This window comes from Sinorhizobium sp. NG07B (assembly GCF_002532005.1).
GTDB classification, from domain to species: Bacteria; Pseudomonadota; Alphaproteobacteria; order Rhizobiales; family Rhizobiaceae; genus Sinorhizobium; species Sinorhizobium fredii_C.
Genome location: NZ_NWTD01000003.1, coordinates 514,767 through 533,535, shown reverse-complemented (window position 1 = coordinate 533,535; position 18,769 = coordinate 514,767). Strand labels below are relative to the sequence as shown.

Here is an 18,769-nt window from a genome sequence, read left to right as displayed (position 1 = left end):
GGCGGCGCGATGCCGTTTCGGGGAGTCGCGCGCCATTCCTCGCCAAGGATCAGGCGTTCTTTCCGCGGCGAACGGTGAGACGCCACGGAACATTGTCGGCCCACGCGAGCGGATCGCGTGGGCCGCAAGCGAGATCAGTAACCGAGGCCCTTCTTTTCCTCATAGACCTTCATCGGATCGTCGGCCTGGGTGTAGAGCTTCGATTCCGTCTGGATCCACTTTGCCGGCTCCTTGCCGTCCTTCAGATAGGCAGCAAGCGCATCGAAGGCCGGGCCGGCCATGTTCGGCGTCAGTTCGACCGTGGCGTTGGCTTCGCCGGCGGCCATGGCCTGGAAGATGTCCGGAACGGCGTCGATCGAGACGACGAGGATATCCTTGCCCGGCTTCAGGCCGGCTTCCTTGATCGCCTGGATCGCGCCGACGGCCATGTCGTCGTTATGGGCGTAGAGTGCGCAGATGTTCTTGCCGCCGTCCTCGGCCTTCAGGAAGCTTTCCATGACTTCTTTGCCCTTCGTACGGGTGAAGTCGCCGGTCTGGCTGCGGACGATCTTCAGGTTGTCCTTGCCGGCGAGCGCCGCTTCGAAGCCCTTCTTGCGGTCGATGGCGGGCGAGGAGCCGGTCGTGCCCTGAAGCTCGACGACGTTGCAGGGCTTGCCCGCCACGGTATCGACGAGCCACTTGCCGGCGACATTGCCTTCATGCACGAGGTCCGAAGTCACTGCCGTCAGATAAAGCTCCTTCGGTGCGTCGACGGTGCGGTCGAGCAGGATCACCGGGATTTCGGCATCCTTGGCTTCCTGCAGGACTTCGTCCCAGCCGGTGGCGACGACCGGCGCGAGAAGGATGGCGTTGACGCCCTGGGCGATGAAGGAGCGAATCGCCTTGATCTGGTTTTCCTGCTTCTGCTGCGCATCGGCAAATTTGAGGTCGATGCCGCGCTGTTCGGCCTGCTGCTTCGTCAGCGTCGTCTCCGCGGCGCGCCAGCCGGATTCCGATCCGATCTGGGAAAAGCCGACGACGAGCTCGGCGGCCGAAGCGCTGCCGAAAGTGCAGGCAGCAAGGATCGTTGCACTAGCAAGTGCCTTCACGAATTTCATGATTTCCTCCCAAAGAAAGCTGCTCTCGATGCAGCTGTGGAGAAAAAATCATATAATATTACTTTTGTAAACTCACATTTGAATGCAACTGTTTTTGTTCTTGTGGATTCATCCGCAAATTGTGGGCCTGGTACCTTCTCAAAGTGTCGCCAGCGTGCGGTTGGGGAGCGCGCCCTGATAGAGCTGCTGCAGCCGCACCTTCTCCTCCAGCGCCATGACGATGTCCTCGCCGAAATCGACCCCGTGCGCCGCTTCGATTTCGGGCAGGCCGCCCGGGGTGAAGACATTGGCTTCCAGGACACGGTCGCCGACGATATCGAGTCCGACCAGAAACATACCGTCCTCGATCAGTTTGGGCCGCAGCTTTTCGGCTATGGCGAGAATTTCCGGTGTGACGGTCGCCGGTTCGGCGGTGCCGCTGGCGTGCAGGTTCGAGCGGACATCGCCCTTTGCCGGTACGCGTCGGAAGGCGGCATAGACGCCTTCGCGCTCGAGCGGCCGTCCGTTCATCAGGAAAAGCCGAATGTCGCCGCCGACCGCCTCCGGAAGATAGTTCTGGGCGATCAGGTATCCGGTTCCGCTCGCCGCCTCGAAGATCTGGTTGAGGTTGGCTTCGTCCTTGGAGCGGATCTTGAATACGTTCTTGCCACCGGATCCCTGCAGCGGTTTCAGGATCACGCCGTCCGGATGGTCGTCGATGAAGGCGCGGATTTCCTCGATGCTCCTGGAGATCATCGTCGTCGGTCGCACGACCTCCGGGAAGCCCTGGAAATAGAGCTTGTTCTGCGCCAGCGCCAAGCCGTCGGGGTCGTTGACGACGATGACGCCCCGGGCCGCGGCCAAGCGTCCAAAATTGGTCCCGACATAGACGGCCCAGGGGCGCCGGTCAGCGTCCTCGGAGGGATCGTTTCTGAGGAAGAGCACCTGGATCTCGCTTATCTCCATGGTGGTCACCTTCTCCTGAGCGCTTCTGAGGCTCGCGAGCAGCGTTTCTGGCTTCTTCGGTTTGGAGCCGGTCAGGGTCGTTGCGCGGATGAGCAGGCTGTCGTCCGGGCGGAGCACGAAGTCTCCCGGCGTGACATAGCAGACCTCGTGGCCGCGGGAGAGCGCCGCCAACGCCAGCGACGTCGTCGTGTAATACGTTGCCTCGCCCTCGATGGAGTTGACGAAAAAGGCGATGCGCATGGGCGTCTCCTAACTGTCCAAGAGATCGAGCGGGGACATTCCCGATCGCGCCCTCTCAAGTCGCGCCGGGGTTTGCGGATGGTCGATGAACATGGGGCGCACCGCCGGCGCCCCGATCAGGCCGCGGGCACTGAGCTCCTGCATGACCCGGAAATGCGAGGCCGCGATCTTTCCCATCCAGAAGGGCTCGAGCGCTCCGCCCTCGGCCAGATGGTGAAGCAGTTGCAGGAGCCCCCGCAAATAGATTGCGTCCTTGACCAGCCCGCCGCCGCGATAGACGCGCAACACGACGTTGAAGGCATCCGCCTCCGGCAGGCCGCGCTCACGCGCGAGCAGCCGATAGGTGTCCGGCAGCGAGGCCCCGTCGAGCATGGCGGCGCAGGCAATCACGCGTGCGGCGATCAGGCGCAGCCGTTCGCTCGTCATCCCGCCGGACAGATATTCCGCAAAGACCGCCAGCCCCTCCTGCATGCCCTCGTATCCCGCAAGACCCGAGCGAAACAGGCGCAACCCCTGGGCCGAGCCGTTAAAATAGGTCAGCAGATGAACGCCGATCTCGTGGCTGAGGATCGCTTCGACGCGATCGATCGGCATCAGGGTGCTCCGCGAGATCAGCAATCGCCTGCCCGATACGAGCAAGCCGGAGGGCAGGTCATCCCGCACTTCGACGCGTGCTTCGAAGTCGCTGCAGCGGCGCTGATACTCGGCGATCATTTCGCGCGCGCGTCTTTCGACGAAGTGGCAATCCGCCGGCGGTCGGATCGCCGATGCCGAATGGCGGCTCTTCCTTGCGCCGCTGTCGCTGACGCCAAGGATGGTCTCGGCCACGCGCAGGAGCTCGGCCTCCACGGGACCGTAAAGCGCTCGGCCGAATTCGATGAACTTTGTCGTTTCCCGTGCGGAAAGGATCGAGAGTTGCAGATCGAGCTCCTGCTGCTTCTCCCGGTACAGTTGGTAGAGCACCGGATCCTCGAGATGTTCGAAGGAAATGGAAAAGAGCTTTCGCTTGGCCGCCTCCACCTGCAGCGTCAAGGGTCGATAGAGGAAGCGCGGCGTGCGATCGAAACCGCTGGCGGCAAACTCGCTCCAGGCGGCCTCGGCGTTGATCGGCGTGACGGCAAGCAGGAAATCGAAAGTCGAGGCCACTTCGTCGATGCAGCGGTCGGTGCGCACGACCGCGTCGACAAAGGCCTTCCGCCCCAGGGCGCGATGCGTGGGGGCGGTCAGGCTCCCCGTCGAAGTGGCAAAAGCCGCAAAGGCGTGCAGGCCGGCATCGAAGATCGCAGCGACCAGACGCTCGCGCAGCTCCGGGTAGATGTTGCCCGACTCCTGCTGGCGGTAGACCGGCGCAAAGCGCACGCGCATCGACGGGAAGGGGATGTCGAGCGCCCCGGCCGCGGTTCGCCCGTCTCCCGGCCAGTTGTGGACTTCGACTCGCGGCGTGCGGAACTTGACCTGGATCGCCTCGATGGCTGCGATGAAGGCACGTGCGGCTGCACGAATGGGTCCGGTTTTTTCCGCCGTCACTTCGATCGTGAAGGGCGGCAGAAACGGTTCCTTGTCGGTGAGCAACTCGTCAGAAGCGAGTTCCCCCATTTCGAGCACCATGAAGGCACCGAAGCGGCGTTCTAAGAGAGCCCCGACGGCAGAGACGATCAGTTCGGCGGTCGGGCTGTCCGGCGCGAGAAGATAGGAAGCGTTCGCCTGGGTGATTTCGCGTGCGACGGGAGCATGGCCGACGTCCGAGACATGGACGCAGAGAAAAGGCAGGGCTCGATCGATATGAAGCCGGCCTCCGTCCGGCAGTTCCTTCCGCACCGCCTTGCCCGCTTCGATTGCCGCGAGCGCTTCGGTCAGCCAATTCGGCTGCCCCGCTCTCACAGCGAGGGGTGCGCTTGCCGACTTCATCGCTCCGCCTCCAGGGCGTCGGCGAGGGCCGGCAGCGTCGAGGCGAGCAGTTGCCGGAGCGCGCGAAGCGTCTCGGCGAATGGTTCTCCGGTCCATTCCTCCATGAAGATCTTCTTGAACTCCACGGCGATGGCGCAGCCCGTCTGCGGGAACTGTTCGTGGATGAAGCGCGTCTGGTATCCGCGGCCCTGAAAGGCGATGTTTTCCCGGACATCGAGGCGGCCGCCGGGGAAGTCGAAGGACCGGATCGCTTCCACGAAGCGATCGACGAGCGGCGCCCATTTCTTGCGGTCCATGGAAAAGGTGCCGATATTGACGTCCGGCGCTTCAGCCGCGAACGTCGGCTCCGCCTCGCGGCCGGCGCGACGGTGGTTGTAGCTGTGCACGTCAAGGACGACGAAGCGCCCGTGGCAGCGCTCGATGCCGCTGAGATAGGATTTCAGCATCGCATAATATTCGTCGTGCATGGCGAGCGACGCCTCGGTGATCTCGCTCGGCAGTTCGCCAGTCCAGACGTTGAGACCCCAGGCCTGTTCCGGCCGCAGGTAGATTGCGCCATCGCGCGGCCGGTTGAGATCGACCTCGAAACGGGACCGGTGAACGACGATCCGGTTCGGCACGTCGCGGATGATGAACTCGGTAAAGGGGTCCTCCTCGCGGAGGCGCTCTTCCTCGGTAAGCCCGCAGAGGCGCTTGGCTGCGTCACGCATCGCGTGGCCGTTGTGGATGGCGGTTGCGACGACGGGCGACTGGCCGCGGTGCTGCGTCCACCATTCGCCGGCGGCTGCGAGCGTCAAGTCGGTGACTTCCTGAGCGATGTTCATGTCCATGGTTCCGCTGCCGCATCCGCCCGTCGATGGATGGCGTTCGCCAGCTACAATCCCGAACAAAGTTTTTCGGTTCCAAATGTTGGAGGAAGACCAGTCTTCTTACGCGCGATTGATCGTGGGCAGGAAGAGCTCTACTTCCCGCTGCCGCTCGGGGCTGAGCGTTTCGACATTGGTCTTCCAGAACGCCTCGGCCTCGTCCGGCTCCGGCTCCCAATTCCGGATCGACGTCACGTTGTCGTCGATGACCACACGGCGGTGGCCGCCGAGGCGCAGATATTCGTCCGCCAGCTTGCGCGCATTCATCTGTTCCATGGCTTTACTCCACGTTCTTCCCGGTTCAGAACGCCAGCGCCCTCGGAACGTTCCCGGCTTCTGGACGCTCCCGGGACACAGCTATGAAGTTTATACGCTTTTTGCTCTGCGGATGCGAGTTTCTGCGCGGATCGTCCGGCGGGCCGGATTAGGCGCTTTGCGGACCGCTATGCTATCATCCGCGCTTTCCTTGAGCCGTGCAGGGAACAGCGAGATGCAGCGGAAACTGGCTGCCATTCTGGTCGGCGATTTTGTCGCCTCCACGTCGGCGATGGAGCACGACGAGGAGCAGACGATCGCGCGCCTGGTCGATTGCATGACCATCATTGGAGAGATCGTAACCCGCTTCGAGGGCCGGGTCTTCAATACGGCGGGCGACGCCGTCCTCGCGGAATTCTCCAGCCCGGTCAACGCGCTGCGTGCCGCCATGGAGATGCGCGGAGCGATCGCGGCCGTGCCCCGGACTTCGTCGCAGGACATGCGCTTCGGCCTGCATCTCGCCGACGTGGTCGTCGTCGGCGAGGATCTGCGCGGCGATGGCGTCAATGTCGCTGCACGGATAGAGGCGTCAGCCGAGCCGGGCGAGATCGAAGTTTCCGGACAACTCTACGATCATGTTCGCCGTGTTTCGCCCTGCGCGTTCGAAGCCGTCGGAGAGCGACAGTTGAAGGGCGTGTCCGAACCTGTTCGCATCTACCGCGTCGGAGCGGCGATGGACCGCCATCGCTTTCAGATTGCCCCCACCCGTGCCGCACCGCCATCTGCGGTGCGGCCAAATTCGGTCGTGGTGACGCCGTTTGCCACGGCAGCGTCCGCCGATCAGGACCAGACTTTTCTTGCCGAAGGGATGACAGACGACCTAACGCTCGAGCTCAGCCGGCTGAAAAGCCTTTTCGTAACGTCGAGATCCGCATCAAGCGTGCTTCGGACAGCCGATCCCGTCGAAATCGGCAGGATGCTCGGCGTGCGCTACGTGGTCGCCGGCTCGGTGCGCAAGAGCGGCGCCCAGGTGCGCGTCAATATCTCTCTTATCGAAACGGGGCAGGGGCATTTACTCTGGTCCGATCGCATCCAGCGTCCCTTCGAAGAGGTCCTCGACATCATGGACGAGATCACTGCGCGGGTCGCCGCCACCGTTTCGGGTCGGATCGAGCAGTCAGAACTCGCGGCCGCACGCCTCAAACGGCCGGAGAGCATGTCCGCCTATGAGCATTATCTCAGAGGTCTCGACCATCACCGGCTGGCGGGCGTCGCCGACCTGCATCTCTATGAGGCGATGCGCTGGTTCGAGAAGGCGATGCAGGCGGATCCGGGCTTCGGGCGCCCCTTCGCCATGCATGTTTGCTCGTGGAGTTCGCTGCCGAGCTTTGATCTCGAGGCCGGCGAACTGCAGACGGCCCATGCCCTGGAGTTGGACCCCACCGATCCCGAGGCCCACCGCATCATGGGCGCGATCAAAATGAAGCGCGGCGATTTCGTCGCCTCGCGCTTCCACCATGAACGCGCGATCGAATTGGCGCCGAACGACGCCTACACAGTCGGCCGGTGCGCGGCTTTCTACCTGTTCGCCGGCGAGCCCTTGCGGGCGCTCGAACTCCTCGATCGTGCCGAAACACTGGATCCGTTTCTCCCCGTCTGGATCACCGAGGAGCGGGTAGCGGCTCTTTACGCGCTCGATCGTTTTGAGGACATGTTCGAAGTGGCCCACAAGCTGCCGTTCCAGACGCGCCGCACTTATCTCTATCGGATCGCGGCGCGCATGGCTCGCGGTGAGACAGCGCGCGGGGCTGAACTCGTGGCCCAGGCGCTCGCCCTAGACCCCTCACTGTCGGCCGAGTATCTGATTGGCCAGGAGCTTTTCAAGGACAAGGGCATATTGGGGGCGCTGGTCGAACGAACCCGCGCCGCTGGTCTGCCGGCGTCGCGTGACGCGGCTTCTTGCGCTGCCTGAGCCGTGATCCGGAGGATGCGGTCTATACCGCGTCCTGGCCGGCGGGAGCCGTTTTCTCCGCAGTCGAACCACGCCGCCTGCGCGCCTGATGGCGGCGGGCAATCTTCGCGCGCACGGCCTTCAATGGCCGCGCCACCTCCTCGGAAAGCGCCTCACGGACGGCGTCGGAGATAACAGAGACAACGAAATCGGCTTGCAGCTCTTCGACCAGTTCGGCGATCGGCGTGCCGTCTTCCCGCCACAGCACGATGCCGATGCGGGCGATCGGCGTGAGGCGTTTCAGCCGGCGCACGATGAATTTCGCATGGCGAAGTGAATCCTGATCGAGGAAAGTCACGAGAATCGCGTTGCGCCCCGGGAAGGGCAGCGCCCGAATGGTCCCGGGCTTCAGGTCGTCATGGCTGGCGGCAGCGACATCCGCCCCTTGGACGCGGATGACCTGGGCGAGCATCGCCGCCGTCACATCGTCGAGTTCGCCGCGTCCGCCGATGCAGAGCACGGATTTTCCGTCTCCGAGTGGCAAGTCATAGTCGTCGCTCTGATCGTCTCCTTCGCCGTTATTTTCGCCGGCCTCATCCTCCTCGTCCTCTTCTTCCTCTTCGGCGGCGATTTCCTCGAGATTGGCGACAAGCGTGCGGGCGCTTTGAGCTATTTGAGCCACCTGCGGCTCGGACAAAGCGCCACGGGTGCGGTCGTGCTCGGCGAGCAGCAGGGCGGGAATTGCGACCGTGTCGTAGAATTCGACGAGATATTTCTCCTCGAGCATTTCTTCGGCGTTGTCGGTCGCCTCGTCCGGATCGCCGGCCAGCAGTCGTTGATAGAGCCGTTCCTTGGGGTCCAGCACCGGCTCGTTGCCCAAGAGGATTTCGAGGAATTCGAACTGCGGGACATGGCGGCCGAGCACGACAAGACAAACGGTGAGCGGCGTCGACAGCACCAGGCCGACCGGCCCCCAGAGCCAGGCCCAGAAAATCGCCGCGACGATGATCGCGAGCGGCGAAAGGCCGGTCCGCGAACCGTAGAGCCAGGGCTCGACGACATTGTTGCTTAGCAGTTCCAGGACAATGAAGAGAGCCGCCGTCCAGAACAGCAGGCTCCAACCCGGAGCGGCGGCGAAGGCGAGAAACAGCGGAAGGACAGCGGCGATGACGGGGCCGATATAGGGGACGAAACGCAGCACGATAGCGAGCATTCCCCAGAGAATCGCATTGGGTATGCCGAGCAACCAGAGGCCGACCGCCAGCGGTATCCCGTAGGTGATGTTCACCACCAGCTGCATGAGCAGATACTGGCCGACACGCGCGGCGGCATCCTGCAGTGCCTCGGTCGTGCGGTGCAGATCGCCATAACCGACAAGCCGGATGAAGCGGTCGCGCAGGTCCTCTCTTTCGAAGAGCATAAAGATCACGACAACGATGACGAGACCGGTCGTGGCCAAAGGCCCGAGCAGGGGATTGATGATATTCCTGAGCGTTTCGATCGGGCGTTCAGGAGAGAATATCTCTACAAGAAGCGGTTTCTGCCCGGGTTCCGGTGCAGGGGATACGGGCGTTTCGGGCCTCGGCCGGCTAATCTCCGTGCTGATCCTTTCCACGACGCGGCTGATGCGGTCGAAGATCTGGCTTTCCGAGCCCGCCTCCTTCAGAACCCTGATCTTCTCGATGATGTTGTACTGGTAGGTGGGGAGATTCTGCGCCACTTCGCTGACCTGCACGGCCAGGATGACGCTGAATGCGGAGAGGAACAGGAAGGCTGTCGCGACGGTGACTATAACTGCGACCGAGCGCGGCAAGCCGGCTCTTCTGAGCCGCGAAACCACGGGTGCCAGCGCAAATGTCAGCAGGATCGCGATCGCAAGCGGCAGAAACACTTCGCTGGCGAAATAAAGAACGGCCACCGTCGCCGCCGTCGCGGCAAGCGTTGGAAGCCGGGAAGGCTGCGCGATTGCTGACGACGCTGGCGCGAAAGCGATCTGCAACGATCGGCTGCCGGCCTTGACCTGATCCTGATCGGCTCTCCGAGAAAACCTCAGCATCTTATCCCTATGCCCCCAAAACCATCAGACTGCTTTGTGCATCTCCGAAGGGCCTTGGGCAAGATGAGGCCTACACCACGGCGCTGCCGGCGAGCAGGGCAAGGATCAGGAAGAGCAGGAATATGGCGAGCGCCAGATAGAACAGGATCTTGGCGATCCCGGCCGTCGCCGCGGAGATGCCGGAAAAACCGAGGAAGCCCGTTATCAGCGATATGACCAGGAAAATGAGAGCCCACTTGAGCATGGCGCAACCTTTGTTCGTAGCGTCCTCCTAAGCAAGTAGAGCGGCGATGGACGAAGCCTAGCGTAGCGGCCCGAAAAATCGGAGTCGCTGTAGAGGAGCAATCGCCTGCTACTTGTTCGGCCAGATCTCCTGTTCCCTGCTGACATCGGCGAGGCCCCGCCGCGCGTCCCGGTTACCGGTTGCCGCGGCGGCTTCGAAGATGCGCTTCGCTTCCGCGAAGCGGTTGAGGTTGAGATAGGCATAGCCGCGCAGGACCATCAGGTCGGTACGCTCCGTGGAAATCCGCCGCAACTGATCGAGGAATATCAGGGTTTCTCGGTAGCGGCCGGCGTCGAAGGCGGCGATTGCCCGGTCTGCCAGGATGGCGGTCTGCAGTTCGGCCACGCGGGCACGGCTTTGCGGCGACTTCGTCGCGGCGACGGCCGCCTTGCTTGTCAGTCCGGCGCGAAGATAGGCCAGGCTCTGACCGTAGGCGGCATCCTCCCTCACGGCGGAAGCGGGGGCGCGAAGCGCAACCTCGAAGGCTTGGACGGCTTCAAGCGGACGGTTCATGTCCATCAGGCACCATCCCCGTGCCAACGCCGCCTGCGGCGACAGGCGGCTCGGGTCGAGGGTCTCGCGGCAGGCTATCGTCCTTCGCACGACCTGACGCGGCGCGGTGCCGACCCGCGCGGGCAAGCCGCCTTGTCGGCGGACAACGGCGTCGGCTGGCTGACCGCCTGCCGCTACGTTCGGCTTTGCGCCTTGCAGCACCGGCGGAGCCGGCAGCTGAGCGGGTTCCGCCGGCTTCTCCGGCTCTCCCAGACGAGCGATCCGCTCCGAACGGCCCGCCCAAAGCCGCTGGATCTCGGCCGTGCCGGCGGTGTCGCCAAGTTGATGGCGGGTGATCGCCAGACCATAGGCCGACGGCTCGTCATCCGGTTTCCAACTGAGCGCCGTCGAAAACCATTGAAGGGCCGTCTGCGGCTGCCCCAGCGTGCGGGCATACCAGCCGAACTGCTGCGCAGTGGCCGGATCGCGCGCCTTGATGGTCTCCTGCGCTATGCGTTGAAGGACTTCGCCGGTGAGAATCACCGGCGGTTCCATTGCCAGCAGATTGGCGGTTGCGGCCATATAGGTGGCGCGAGCGTCGGCCGAAGCATCCCGCCAGGGATAGAGCACCTTCTCGGCTTCTTCCGGCGCCTTGCGGTCGATCAAGGTGAGCGCCAGGCCTTGCGAGGCGGAGGCGGAATCCTGCTTCTCGCGCGCACGCCTGAACCATTGCTCCGCCGCGCTCATGTTCTTGCGGCGCAGGTGATACCAGCCGAGCAGCAGCGCGTCCGATGCCGTTCCTTGCGTCTCGACCAGCCGTTCGACCCGCTGCAGGTATTTCGGGTCGACGGCGAGCGTCGCGTCGTCTTCACCCTCGGCAACGAAGCGGCGGGCGAGGTCGTCGCGGATGCTTTCGAACTCCAGCGTGCCTGATGCGTTGGGTTTCTCGTAGGAAAGCAGTTCCTGGACCATGGAATAGGGCAGGAGAGCTGCTGCCTTCTGCAGCGTCGCGAGCCGCTCCGGTCCGCTGTCGCAATTCTTCAGGATGTAGAGATAGGCGTCGCGCGCCCGTCCTTGGCGCTTCGTTTCCGCAAAAGCTTCGGCGACGCGCCAAAGCACGTCAACCTCGCTGCAGGTGAGCAGGATGGGCGTGCTCGCCCCGACTTGAATGACAGTCTCGTATTGCTTGAGATCGGATGCATTGACGAGCCTTGCCCGGGCCTCGGCGACATCGAGGCGCTCAAGGAGGTCGGCGGGCGGCTGCCAACCGGCTTCTCTCGATCTCCGGTCGGCGATCGCCTTGCGCACCTCGGCGTAGCGGCCTTCCGCATAGAGCTGCCACATGGCTTCGAGCTGCACGTCCTCGTTGCGCGGAACTGCCAGGGGATCCTCGGGAGGGGTCCAATTGGGATAGAGCGCTCTCAGACGCGAAATCTCCGCCTGCAGGCGGGCCGTGTCGCCCTGGCTGGCGAAATAGCGCAGCGCCGATTCGTCCACGGCTGCCGGTTCGTCAGGCGGAGGGGTTTCCGCTTCGGACGGCGTCTCAGCCTGGGCGACATCGCGCGAACCCGGCTCTCTCGCGCCCTTCCGGCTGTCGTCGACGTTACCGAAGGGCACGACCAGTTCCGGTGCGGCACTGGCGATGAGGTCTCCCAAGCCCTTGCGCAGATGGTTACCGTCGGCGAAGCCGGCGATTCCGATCACCGTTGCGGTGACCCCTGCGAAGGCTATGACTGGAAACTTCATAAGCACTCCGGATGCTTTTCCTCCACGAAAGACAACCCCAGCAGGTGCAGGGTCGAAGGGTAGTATTGCGTCGGTTGGAACGCCTTGGCGTCCTCTGGCATCTTCGTGCCTTCGAGCACACAGGCCAGAATATGGTTAATAATTCGATAACCCGGATCCGTCAGCGTCGCGCGCACCGCTCCGCTTTCGAGATCGCGGGTCAGAAGCTCGTCTTGCGGCCCAGAGATCCCACGTTGCAGCCGCAAGAGAAACTCCCGATCTGATTGATCGGCGCGCACGAGGTAAAGGGGAATTCGCAGAGCGTTAAAACCGAACTCTCGCGGAAATCCGGCGGCCGGCTTGAGTGTGGTCTTGGCGCTTACCCAATCGGCCGGCATGTCCTGCGGTCCAAATTTCATGCCCTGGATCATCGTCTTGCCGTCTGCCCCGAGCTCTTGCCATTTCGGCGAAGGGACGAGTCGGTCGAGCACGGGCAGTGCTTCGAACACCCAATAGGAGGGATTGATGACCGGGCCATCGTCCCGGTCGGCGGCTGAAAATCCCGCGACGCCGGGCAATAGCAGCGTGCGCCCGCCATGTTTGACGACGGTCTTGTCGAGAATGGCCTTGGCGATCGTGGCTGCCGCCTGCGAATAATCGCTGCGGCCCCAGCGCTCGGCAGCGAGCGCCAGGCCATAGGCGATCAAAATGTCGCCGTCGGTCGCGTTGTTGATGTCGGTAACATGCGGATCGTTGTCCGGACTCCATTTCCAGGCCGCAAGCCCGTCGTCGCGTAACAGAAGCTCGCGACGGGTGAAGGACCAGATCTGCTCGAAATCGGCCGGTTTGTCTGCCAGGAACGAAAGCAGCAGGCCATATCCCTGTCCCTCGCTGTGGCTGACATTGCCATTGGCGTCGTCGAGGATGCGCCCGCTCGGATCGAGGAACTTCGACTTGTACTGCGCCCAGGCGTCGGCTTTCACGCTTGCCTGCCTTTCATCCGCTCCGACCGGCCCGACCAGCGCCGCCAGAAGGAGCGCGAATATCAACAGGTATCTCATGTTCGGCGCCCCAGTTTACCGAGCAGCACGGCAGTGGCCAGTCCGAGCACGACTGCAAGGCTGACGAGCAGTACCGCATAGAAGAGAATGTTCGTCGAAAGCCAGTTCGCGGCGATCAGCCGGTAGTTCCAGAAAGACGGCGGCTGCGTCTCGATGAGTCTGAAGCGGCGGGCCGGCGTGGCGCTCACCTTGTCGTCGACGGGGTCGTAGACCGCGATGTGCCCCGACACTTCGCTCCATCGCGACGTGTCCGCGATCGCCGCCACCCCCTCGCGCAGCAATGCCGGCGAAGGAGCTGCAATCACTGTCCAGGTGGCGTTCTCGGCCGGATTGGCCGATTGTGCCACCAGCAGGGTCGCCGCTTTCGGCGGCACGAAAGGCGCCTCGGCCTCCGGTATCAGTCGCAGCGAATTCAAGGAAATGTCGAAATTCTCCTTGAGCCAGCTTTCGAAATCGATAATGGCGCTCCGCCAGCCGCCCCCCTTCAGCCGCGTCTGCCACTCGTCCAGCGCCGTCTGTGTGTTGCGCCCCTGGGCAACGTCCTTCGCGCTCCCCCAGGAGGCCTGGCTGACCGGGTCGATCCCGGCCTGCGTCAGCACCATCTTCGGCAGCTGCGGCATGGCGCCGATGAACAGCGCTTGCCTGCCGTCGGCCACCAGCGGATCGGCGATCGTTTCGATCTGCATCGGCCGTCCGCCGGCGACGGCCAGCTTCGCGATAAAGGTGCCAGCCGCGGAAAGCGTGTCGGGGTCGGCTCTGTCGATGTAGAGTGCCACCGGATCGGCGCTGCCGCGATAGGGATAGGCGGAGCCGGACGTTGCCGCGAGGTCCGGGCGCCGTGCGATGCGGGCGAAATCGGGCATCGCGAATTCAGACGTGTCGAACAGGGCAAAGCGCGGTTCGGAAGAAGCCGGCGTCCCGGGCGCGCATGTCTTGTCGGCTTCGGTCAGCAGGACCGCTTCGAGCTCGATGAGATTGGCACCGGGCCGGAAATGCCGCAGCGTCACATTGATCGGAAGGTGACCAAGGATCCCGCCCGCCGACGCTTCCAGGGCGACCGTCGTGGCGATGTTGCCGTTGACATAGACGTCGATCCGGCTTCCGGGACGGACCGCCTCCGTATAGCCGGCATCGAGAAGGATGGTGGCCTCGCCATAGGCGTCGGCATAGAAATCGGATGGGATCGCCACCTGGAGGGCCGTCCGGAACCGCCGGCCGGAGAACTCGCTCGTCGCGACGCCCAGTTCGGAAAAGCGCAGCCGCTTGCCGGAAAACACCAGCGGCGTTTGCGGCAGCCGCCAGCGCTCCGTCTTGATGACGTCGCGGATGTTCGAGGGTTGCTCCGTGGCGGCGGTGATCGTTTCGATCGCCGCCGCCACGGCCGTCCAATCGGGGCCGCTGAGGACGAGAACCGGCGCGTTTGCGTGACCGGTTTCGGCGAAGGCGGCAATCGTGCCGGTCGCCGCCTCGGCCGGCAGCGAGGGAAGCAGGGGCTGGAGTTCCGTTGCGGTTCCGGCAACGATCGTCAGCTCGCCGGGCTTGCCGAGCTCCGGCATGATGCGGCTGAAGACGATGGACTGGGACCGCATGCGCCCGAGTAGGCCGACGCCCTGCGCCAGCCGCATCAGCACCGGTACGCGGCTCGGCTGCTCCAGCGCGGGCGCCACGATATTGAACTGGGTTCGCCCGGTCTCGTTCGTGCCGACGGCCTGAATGTCTTCGATTGCGGTCAGTGCTCGGGGCTCCTCACCCTCGAATGTGATGAAGGCGCTCTCCGAGGCGATCTCTGTCCAGAGTTCGTAGGTCGACTGGATCGTGCAGTCCGTTCGATGGCGGTGCTGCGCGCGGAAGCGGATCTCGTTCTCGCCGGTACGCAACAGGCCGGCGGGAATGTCGTAGCTGCGCTCGTGCGGCCCGTCGGCTGCCTGCACCGCTCCTTCGCCGACAAGCTTGCCGTTCACCAGGACGGACAGGACGGATGCCTCGGGCGCAACGACGATCGCGTTCTGATAGGCAAAGGTCAGCCTGCGGCCGGCTTGCGCCTGCGCCGGCGTGAGATAGAGGGACCAGGCGCGCTCGTCCGCTTCGCCGGCGAGCGACAAGGTCGGAAACGGCAGGACGAAGCGCCGGAACGGCGCTGCCGCCGGGCGGGGCGAGACCGCCTTGGGGCTGCCGGAGCTTGGCGCCGCATCTCGTCTTTGCGGCGCCTCTTCCACCGGCGGTGCGGCACGCTGTTCGGCAGGGCGCTCCCCGGACATGTCGAAGGGGGAGGGCTGTGCAGCCGCCGGCGAGCCGGCCAAGAAAGCCATCAGGAGAGCGAGCACGCGTTTCATTTGCCCGCTCCCGCTTCGGTCTTGATGCTGCGGAAGAAGTAAATCAGGCCGCGGCTCATCTGATAAAGGGCGAGCCACAGGAACCAGAGAGAGCCGCGCACCAGGCCCGGATTACCGCGCCGCAGGCGCTGAAACTCGCTCCACTGCTGCGAGTTCGCAAAGATAAGATCGGCGACGAGACTGTGGTGGCGGGCGATTTCCGGCAGATAGCGGCAGCCGACGATCGTCAGATCGCCCTCGGTTTCGATGTTCCTGATCGAGACCGGCAGCGTTTCGAAGGTACCGTCGCCGCTATAGGGCTGGAAGCGGATCTGCCCCCTGACATCGATCAGCAGTTCGTCGGTGGGCAAGCCGTAGACCTGGACTCGCGCCCCATGCGCCGAAACATTCTCGATCGTTGCCGGATAGGTTTGCTCGCCGAAGGAAAATTCGCAGCGGCGGCTGACTTTCACACGCCGCGAGGCTGCCTTTTCACCCCGCTCGGAAACGACCCCGAGCGCGCAGCCCGCCATGATGAGATTGAGGAGATTCCAGCCGCCGACGACGAGGGTAATGTCCGCCTTGTAAGGCTCCGTATAGACCCGGTAGATGGCGAGCGCCGTGGCGATGAGGAGCACGGCGAAGATGATGAAGAAGGGCCGGCTGATCTCGGAAAGCCGGCTTTTGAGGACGGACTCGTCCTTTGCCGTCACCTTGAACGTCGGCTTGCGCGGGTTGAGCAGAACCGAAACCACCGCCGGCAGCAGATGAACCGTCTGCGCATATTCGTAGAGCTCGGATATCCAGGGCCAGCGGAACGATCCGTATAGGTAGTTCTGCATCGTCAGGTTCACGAGCATGTAGACGAGCGTATAGGCGAGGAATTCGCCGCCGGAGGCGGTGAAGATCTGGAGATCGAAGAACAGGTAGAACAGCGGTGCGAAGAGGAAAATCGTCCGCGAGAACGGAAACAGCCAGAAGAGCGTCGACGACATGTAGCAGAGGCGCTGCGGTATGGACAAACCGCCCTTGAGCAGAGGGAAGCGGAACATCAGGATCTGCATCATTCCCTGCGCCCAGCGGCTGCGCTGGCCGATGAAACTCGCGAAGGTCGCCGGCTGCAATCCGGCAATCAAGGGACGGTCGACATAGACGCTGTTCCAGCCGCGCCCATGCAGTGCCAGCGCCGTCTCGCAGTCCTCGGTGATGCTCAGCCCGCTGAAGCCGCTCGTATCCTCCAGCGCCTTGCGGCGGAGCACGGCCGCCGAGCCGCAGAAAAAGGCGGCGTTCCACTTATCGAGACCGCGCTGGATGATGCCGTAGAACATCTCGTTCTCGCTTGGCATCTTCTCGAAGGTCCTGAGGTTGCGCTCGAGCGGATCGGGGTTGAGGAAGAAATGCGGCGTCTGCACCAGGAACAGGCGCGGATCGTCCTCGAAATAGCCGACCGTTTCGAGCAGGAAGTCGCGCGCCGGGGCGTGGTCGGCATCGAACACGGCGATCAGCTCACCGTTTGAATTGAGCATCCCGTTGTTGAGATTGCCGGCCTTGGCATGTTCGTTGCGGTCGCGGGTGAGGTAGCGCACGCCGAGATCCTCGCAGAGTCTCTGCAGTTCCCGGTGTCGTGCGGCAGCGCGATGCGCATCGACGAGATTGGTGGAATTGCGCTTCTGCAAAGTGCCGCCGTCGTCAAGCAGCCAGACCGTCAGTTTCTCGGCCGGGTAGTCCATGCCCTTGGCCGCGGCGAGCGTGTTGGCAAGCAGGTCCGCATCCTCGTTATAGGAGGGCACGAAAACGTCGACCCTCGGGTATTTCCCGGGCGTCGCCGAACGGGAGGGCCGCGGCGGAAGCGGCATGGCGACCACGAACAGGCTGAGGCCGAGCATCATGACGCTGTACATTTCCGCCAGGTAAAGCAGGAAGCCCGGAATGAAATTCTCCGGCTGGTTGACCGGCGGCAAGGTGCTTGTCGTACGCCAGTAGACGTAGCGCAGCACCATGGCGCTACCGAAGGCGAGCGCGACGAGCCGCCATTTGCCGCCAGCATCCAGAAGCTTGATGAGCGCCATGAAGGTTACGACAAGGACGCTTGCGACCAGCTGCGTCTGCATGTTGACGGGCAGCGTGATGAGCGTGACCAGGCAAAGGGATATGACAACCCATGCGGTCAGAGTCGCGACCTTACTCATACAATTTGCCTTCCAACAGCGGCGTTCATGCCGCTGGCAATGGTTTACAACACGAGCCGGACCATGCGGTCCCGTTGAGCCCCATAGCAGGCCCGAGTTAGCACCCTGTTAAGGGCAGGCCGTCCCTGCCTCTGGTGCGCAAGTCGGCGGGGGGACCACGACGGTGCCTGCCGCGCCGGAACCCGGCGGGCTCTGCAGGCTTCCGCCTGGCTGTGGCAAAGGTAGTGGCGCGACGACCGGCTGGCGCGTCACTTCAGGTTTCTCGACGGCAGTCGTCGCCCGAACGGGAGCCGTCACAATGGCGCGTCTCGGCCGTTCGAGCGCAGGCGCCTGGTCCGACTGCACCTCGGTTCGGTAGATGGGGCTGCCCGTGCGTCCCAGCCCTGCGTCGACCGCCGGCGGCGCCCCATAGGGGTTCCAGGACGGATCGCCGATGATGGTGCCGCTGATCGTATAGGCGTAGACGATACTCAGCAGTTCGTTTTCCGTCGCATCGGTTGCGCAATGGCGCAGCCGCACCTGTATGGTGCCATAGCTGCGCAGGGGCGAGCGCTGGCTTTCAGGCGGACGTATCTGCTGCCAGGCATAGAGGCAAGCGTCGCTGCCGCGCCGCCCGAAGGCATAGCCGAACGGACCGTAGTTATTCTGCAGGAAATAGGGCGACTGGGTAAGGGGGACGCCCGGAATGGCGCGCCCTGCCTCCCGCATCATTTCCGATGCGCGGACGGCCGAATAGGCTGCTGTCTTCTGATCGAGCCCGGCACCCGTAGGTCCGAAGAATGTGGCGCGGAGGTAGTTCTGTCCGGGTGTCGAAGCGGAGGTATGCAAGTTGACGTCCTGCTCGACGGCATTTCCGAAGCGCCGCTCGACCACGTTCAGGACCTCAGGTCCGCCGGGCGGCGGCAGGACGAGCGCGTTTTCCGTCGGTACGATGGTTGCGCCGGTCGGCACGCGGGCACCTTCACGGGCCGTGCAGCCTGCAAGGGACAGAGACGCGAGAACGATCAAACCGACGGCCTTGCCGCTGCACCGCAAACTGGCAACCTCCAACCTTGCCTTACAGGGACGCGCGTCTTCTTGAAACGCGCAAAGGCCGCTGCGGCACATCGAATAGCTACATGTTTCAATGAATCGGCTCGACGAAATGAAACACGCAGCAGGCAGGTAAGGAATGCAGGGGCCGCGCCACCCGCATTCCATATCTCAATCTCATGCCACGACCACGAATCGCGATCGGCCGGCACGCTAGAGACTGCATAGTGCAAGTGGAGGCTTTTTCAAACCCGCGGAGAAGGGGGCACGCAAGGCGGGGCCGTCCAAACGGCGCCCGGGGCCGCGGCGACTGGTCTGCCAGAGGCAGGCCGGTGCCCTTTTTGTCCAAGGAACATT

General features: G+C 63.6%; 13 protein-coding genes. 1 reads left to right on the top strand and 12 read right to left on the bottom strand.

Annotated features, from left to right (window positions below):
* Positions 1-134: 134 nt before the first annotated feature.
* The 5 genes from ytfQ to CO664_RS12345 all read right to left on the bottom strand — a co-directional run bounded on the left by ytfQ (position 135) and on the right by CO664_RS12345 (position 5,332).
* A complete protein-coding gene (gene ytfQ / locus CO664_RS12365) occupies positions 135-1,097 on the bottom strand; it encodes a galactofuranose ABC transporter, galactofuranose-binding protein YtfQ (RefSeq protein WP_097538914.1) in 963 nt (320 codons plus the stop codon).
* Positions 1,098-1,235: 138 nt separating this feature from the next.
* A complete protein-coding gene (locus CO664_RS12360; protein WP_037425584.1) occupies positions 1,236-2,282 on the bottom strand; it encodes a glutathione synthase in 1,047 nt (348 codons plus the stop codon).
* Positions 2,283-2,291: 9 nt separating this feature from the next.
* The gene (locus CO664_RS12355; protein ID WP_097538913.1) at positions 2,292-4,190 is read right to left on the bottom strand and encodes a flavohemoglobin expression-modulating QEGLA motif protein; all 1,899 of its coding nucleotides are present in this window, start codon (positions 4,188-4,190) and stop codon (positions 2,292-2,294) included.
* Positions 4,187-5,020 carry an N-formylglutamate amidohydrolase gene (locus CO664_RS12350; protein WP_037425580.1) on the bottom strand — a complete coding sequence of 278 codons (834 nt, stop codon included), beginning with the start codon at positions 5,018-5,020 and terminating at the stop codon, positions 4,187-4,189. Before CO664_RS12350 ends, CO664_RS12355 begins: the two co-directional genes overlap by 4 nt.
* Before the next feature lie 99 nt (positions 5,021-5,119).
* Positions 5,120-5,332: a hypothetical protein gene (locus CO664_RS12345; protein WP_037425578.1), complete on the bottom strand. Its 213-nt coding sequence runs from the start codon at positions 5,330-5,332 to the stop codon at positions 5,120-5,122.
* 214 nt (positions 5,333-5,546) lie between these two features.
* Between CO664_RS12345 and CO664_RS12340 the strand changes: the two genes are divergently transcribed.
* On the top strand, positions 5,547-7,283 hold the full coding sequence (locus CO664_RS12340) for an adenylate/guanylate cyclase domain-containing protein (protein WP_097538912.1): 1,737 nt from the start codon (positions 5,547-5,549) through the stop codon (positions 7,281-7,283).
* A 22-nt stretch (positions 7,284-7,305) separates the two neighbouring features.
* Here CO664_RS12340 and CO664_RS12335 read toward each other — a convergent pair whose 3' ends face one another.
* The 7 genes from CO664_RS12335 to bcsN all read right to left on the bottom strand — a co-directional run bounded on the left by CO664_RS12335 (position 7,306) and on the right by bcsN (position 18,415).
* Positions 7,306-9,318 (bottom strand): AI-2E family transporter, encoded by a 2,013-nt coding sequence (locus CO664_RS12335; RefSeq protein ID WP_097538911.1) that lies wholly within the window; start codon positions 9,316-9,318, stop codon positions 7,306-7,308.
* A gap of 70 nt (positions 9,319-9,388) precedes the next feature.
* Positions 9,389-9,562: a DUF1328 domain-containing protein gene (locus CO664_RS12330; RefSeq protein WP_018237251.1), complete on the bottom strand. Its 174-nt coding sequence runs from the start codon at positions 9,560-9,562 to the stop codon at positions 9,389-9,391.
* Between the two features lie 108 nt (positions 9,563-9,670).
* Entirely contained in the window at positions 9,671-11,839 is a 2,169-nt protein-coding gene (locus tag CO664_RS12325; protein WP_097538910.1) for a tetratricopeptide repeat protein, read from the bottom strand.
* Positions 11,836-12,879, bottom strand: a complete 1,044-nt coding sequence (locus CO664_RS12320) for a glycosyl hydrolase family 8 (RefSeq protein ID WP_097538909.1) — start codon at positions 12,877-12,879, stop codon at positions 11,836-11,838. The genes CO664_RS12325 and CO664_RS12320 overlap by 4 nt, the downstream gene beginning before the upstream one ends.
* A complete protein-coding gene (locus CO664_RS12315; protein WP_097538908.1) occupies positions 12,876-15,212 on the bottom strand; it encodes a cellulose biosynthesis cyclic di-GMP-binding regulatory protein BcsB in 2,337 nt (778 codons plus the stop codon). Before CO664_RS12315 ends, CO664_RS12320 begins: the two co-directional genes overlap by 4 nt.
* Positions 15,209-17,380, bottom strand: coding sequence for a UDP-forming cellulose synthase catalytic subunit (bcsA, locus tag CO664_RS12310; protein WP_097538907.1), 2,172 nt, complete (start codon positions 17,378-17,380; stop codon positions 15,209-15,211). The genes CO664_RS12315 and bcsA overlap by 4 nt, the downstream gene beginning before the upstream one ends.
* A 108-nt stretch (positions 17,381-17,488) precedes the next feature.
* Positions 17,489-18,415, bottom strand: coding sequence for a cellulose biosynthesis protein BcsN (gene bcsN, locus CO664_RS12305; protein WP_097538906.1), 927 nt, complete (start codon positions 18,413-18,415; stop codon positions 17,489-17,491).
* Positions 18,416-18,769 lie beyond the last annotated feature (354 nt).

Coding starts and splice junctions, on each gene's coding strand:
- CO664_RS12315 (WP_097538908.1), bottom strand. CDS start 15,212: ATGAAACGCGTGCTCGCTCTCCTGATGGCTTTCTTGGCCGGCTCGCCG.
- ytfQ (WP_097538914.1), bottom strand. CDS start 1,097: ATGAAATTCGTGAAGGCACTTGCTAGTGCAACGATCCTTGCTGCCTGC.
- CO664_RS12335 (WP_097538911.1), bottom strand. CDS start 9,318: ATGCTGAGGTTTTCTCGGAGAGCCGATCAGGATCAGGTCAAGGCCGGC.
- CO664_RS12330 (WP_018237251.1), bottom strand. CDS start 9,562: ATGCTCAAGTGGGCTCTCATTTTCCTGGTCATATCGCTGATAACGGGC.
- bcsA (WP_097538907.1), bottom strand. CDS start 17,380: ATGAGTAAGGTCGCGACTCTGACCGCATGGGTTGTCATATCCCTTTGC.
- CO664_RS12325 (WP_097538910.1), bottom strand. CDS start 11,839: ATGAAGTTTCCAGTCATAGCCTTCGCAGGGGTCACCGCAACGGTGATC.
- CO664_RS12360 (WP_037425584.1), bottom strand. CDS start 2,282: ATGCGCATCGCCTTTTTCGTCAACTCCATCGAGGGCGAGGCAACGTAT.
- CO664_RS12320 (WP_097538909.1), bottom strand. CDS start 12,879: ATGAGATACCTGTTGATATTCGCGCTCCTTCTGGCGGCGCTGGTCGGG.
- CO664_RS12345 (WP_037425578.1), bottom strand. CDS start 5,332: ATGGAACAGATGAATGCGCGCAAGCTGGCGGACGAATATCTGCGCCTC.
- CO664_RS12350 (WP_037425580.1), bottom strand. CDS start 5,020: ATGGACATGAACATCGCTCAGGAAGTCACCGACTTGACGCTCGCAGCC.
- CO664_RS12355 (WP_097538913.1), bottom strand. CDS start 4,190: ATGAAGTCGGCAAGCGCACCCCTCGCTGTGAGAGCGGGGCAGCCGAAT.
- CO664_RS12340 (WP_097538912.1), top strand. CDS start 5,547: ATGCAGCGGAAACTGGCTGCCATTCTGGTCGGCGATTTTGTCGCCTCC.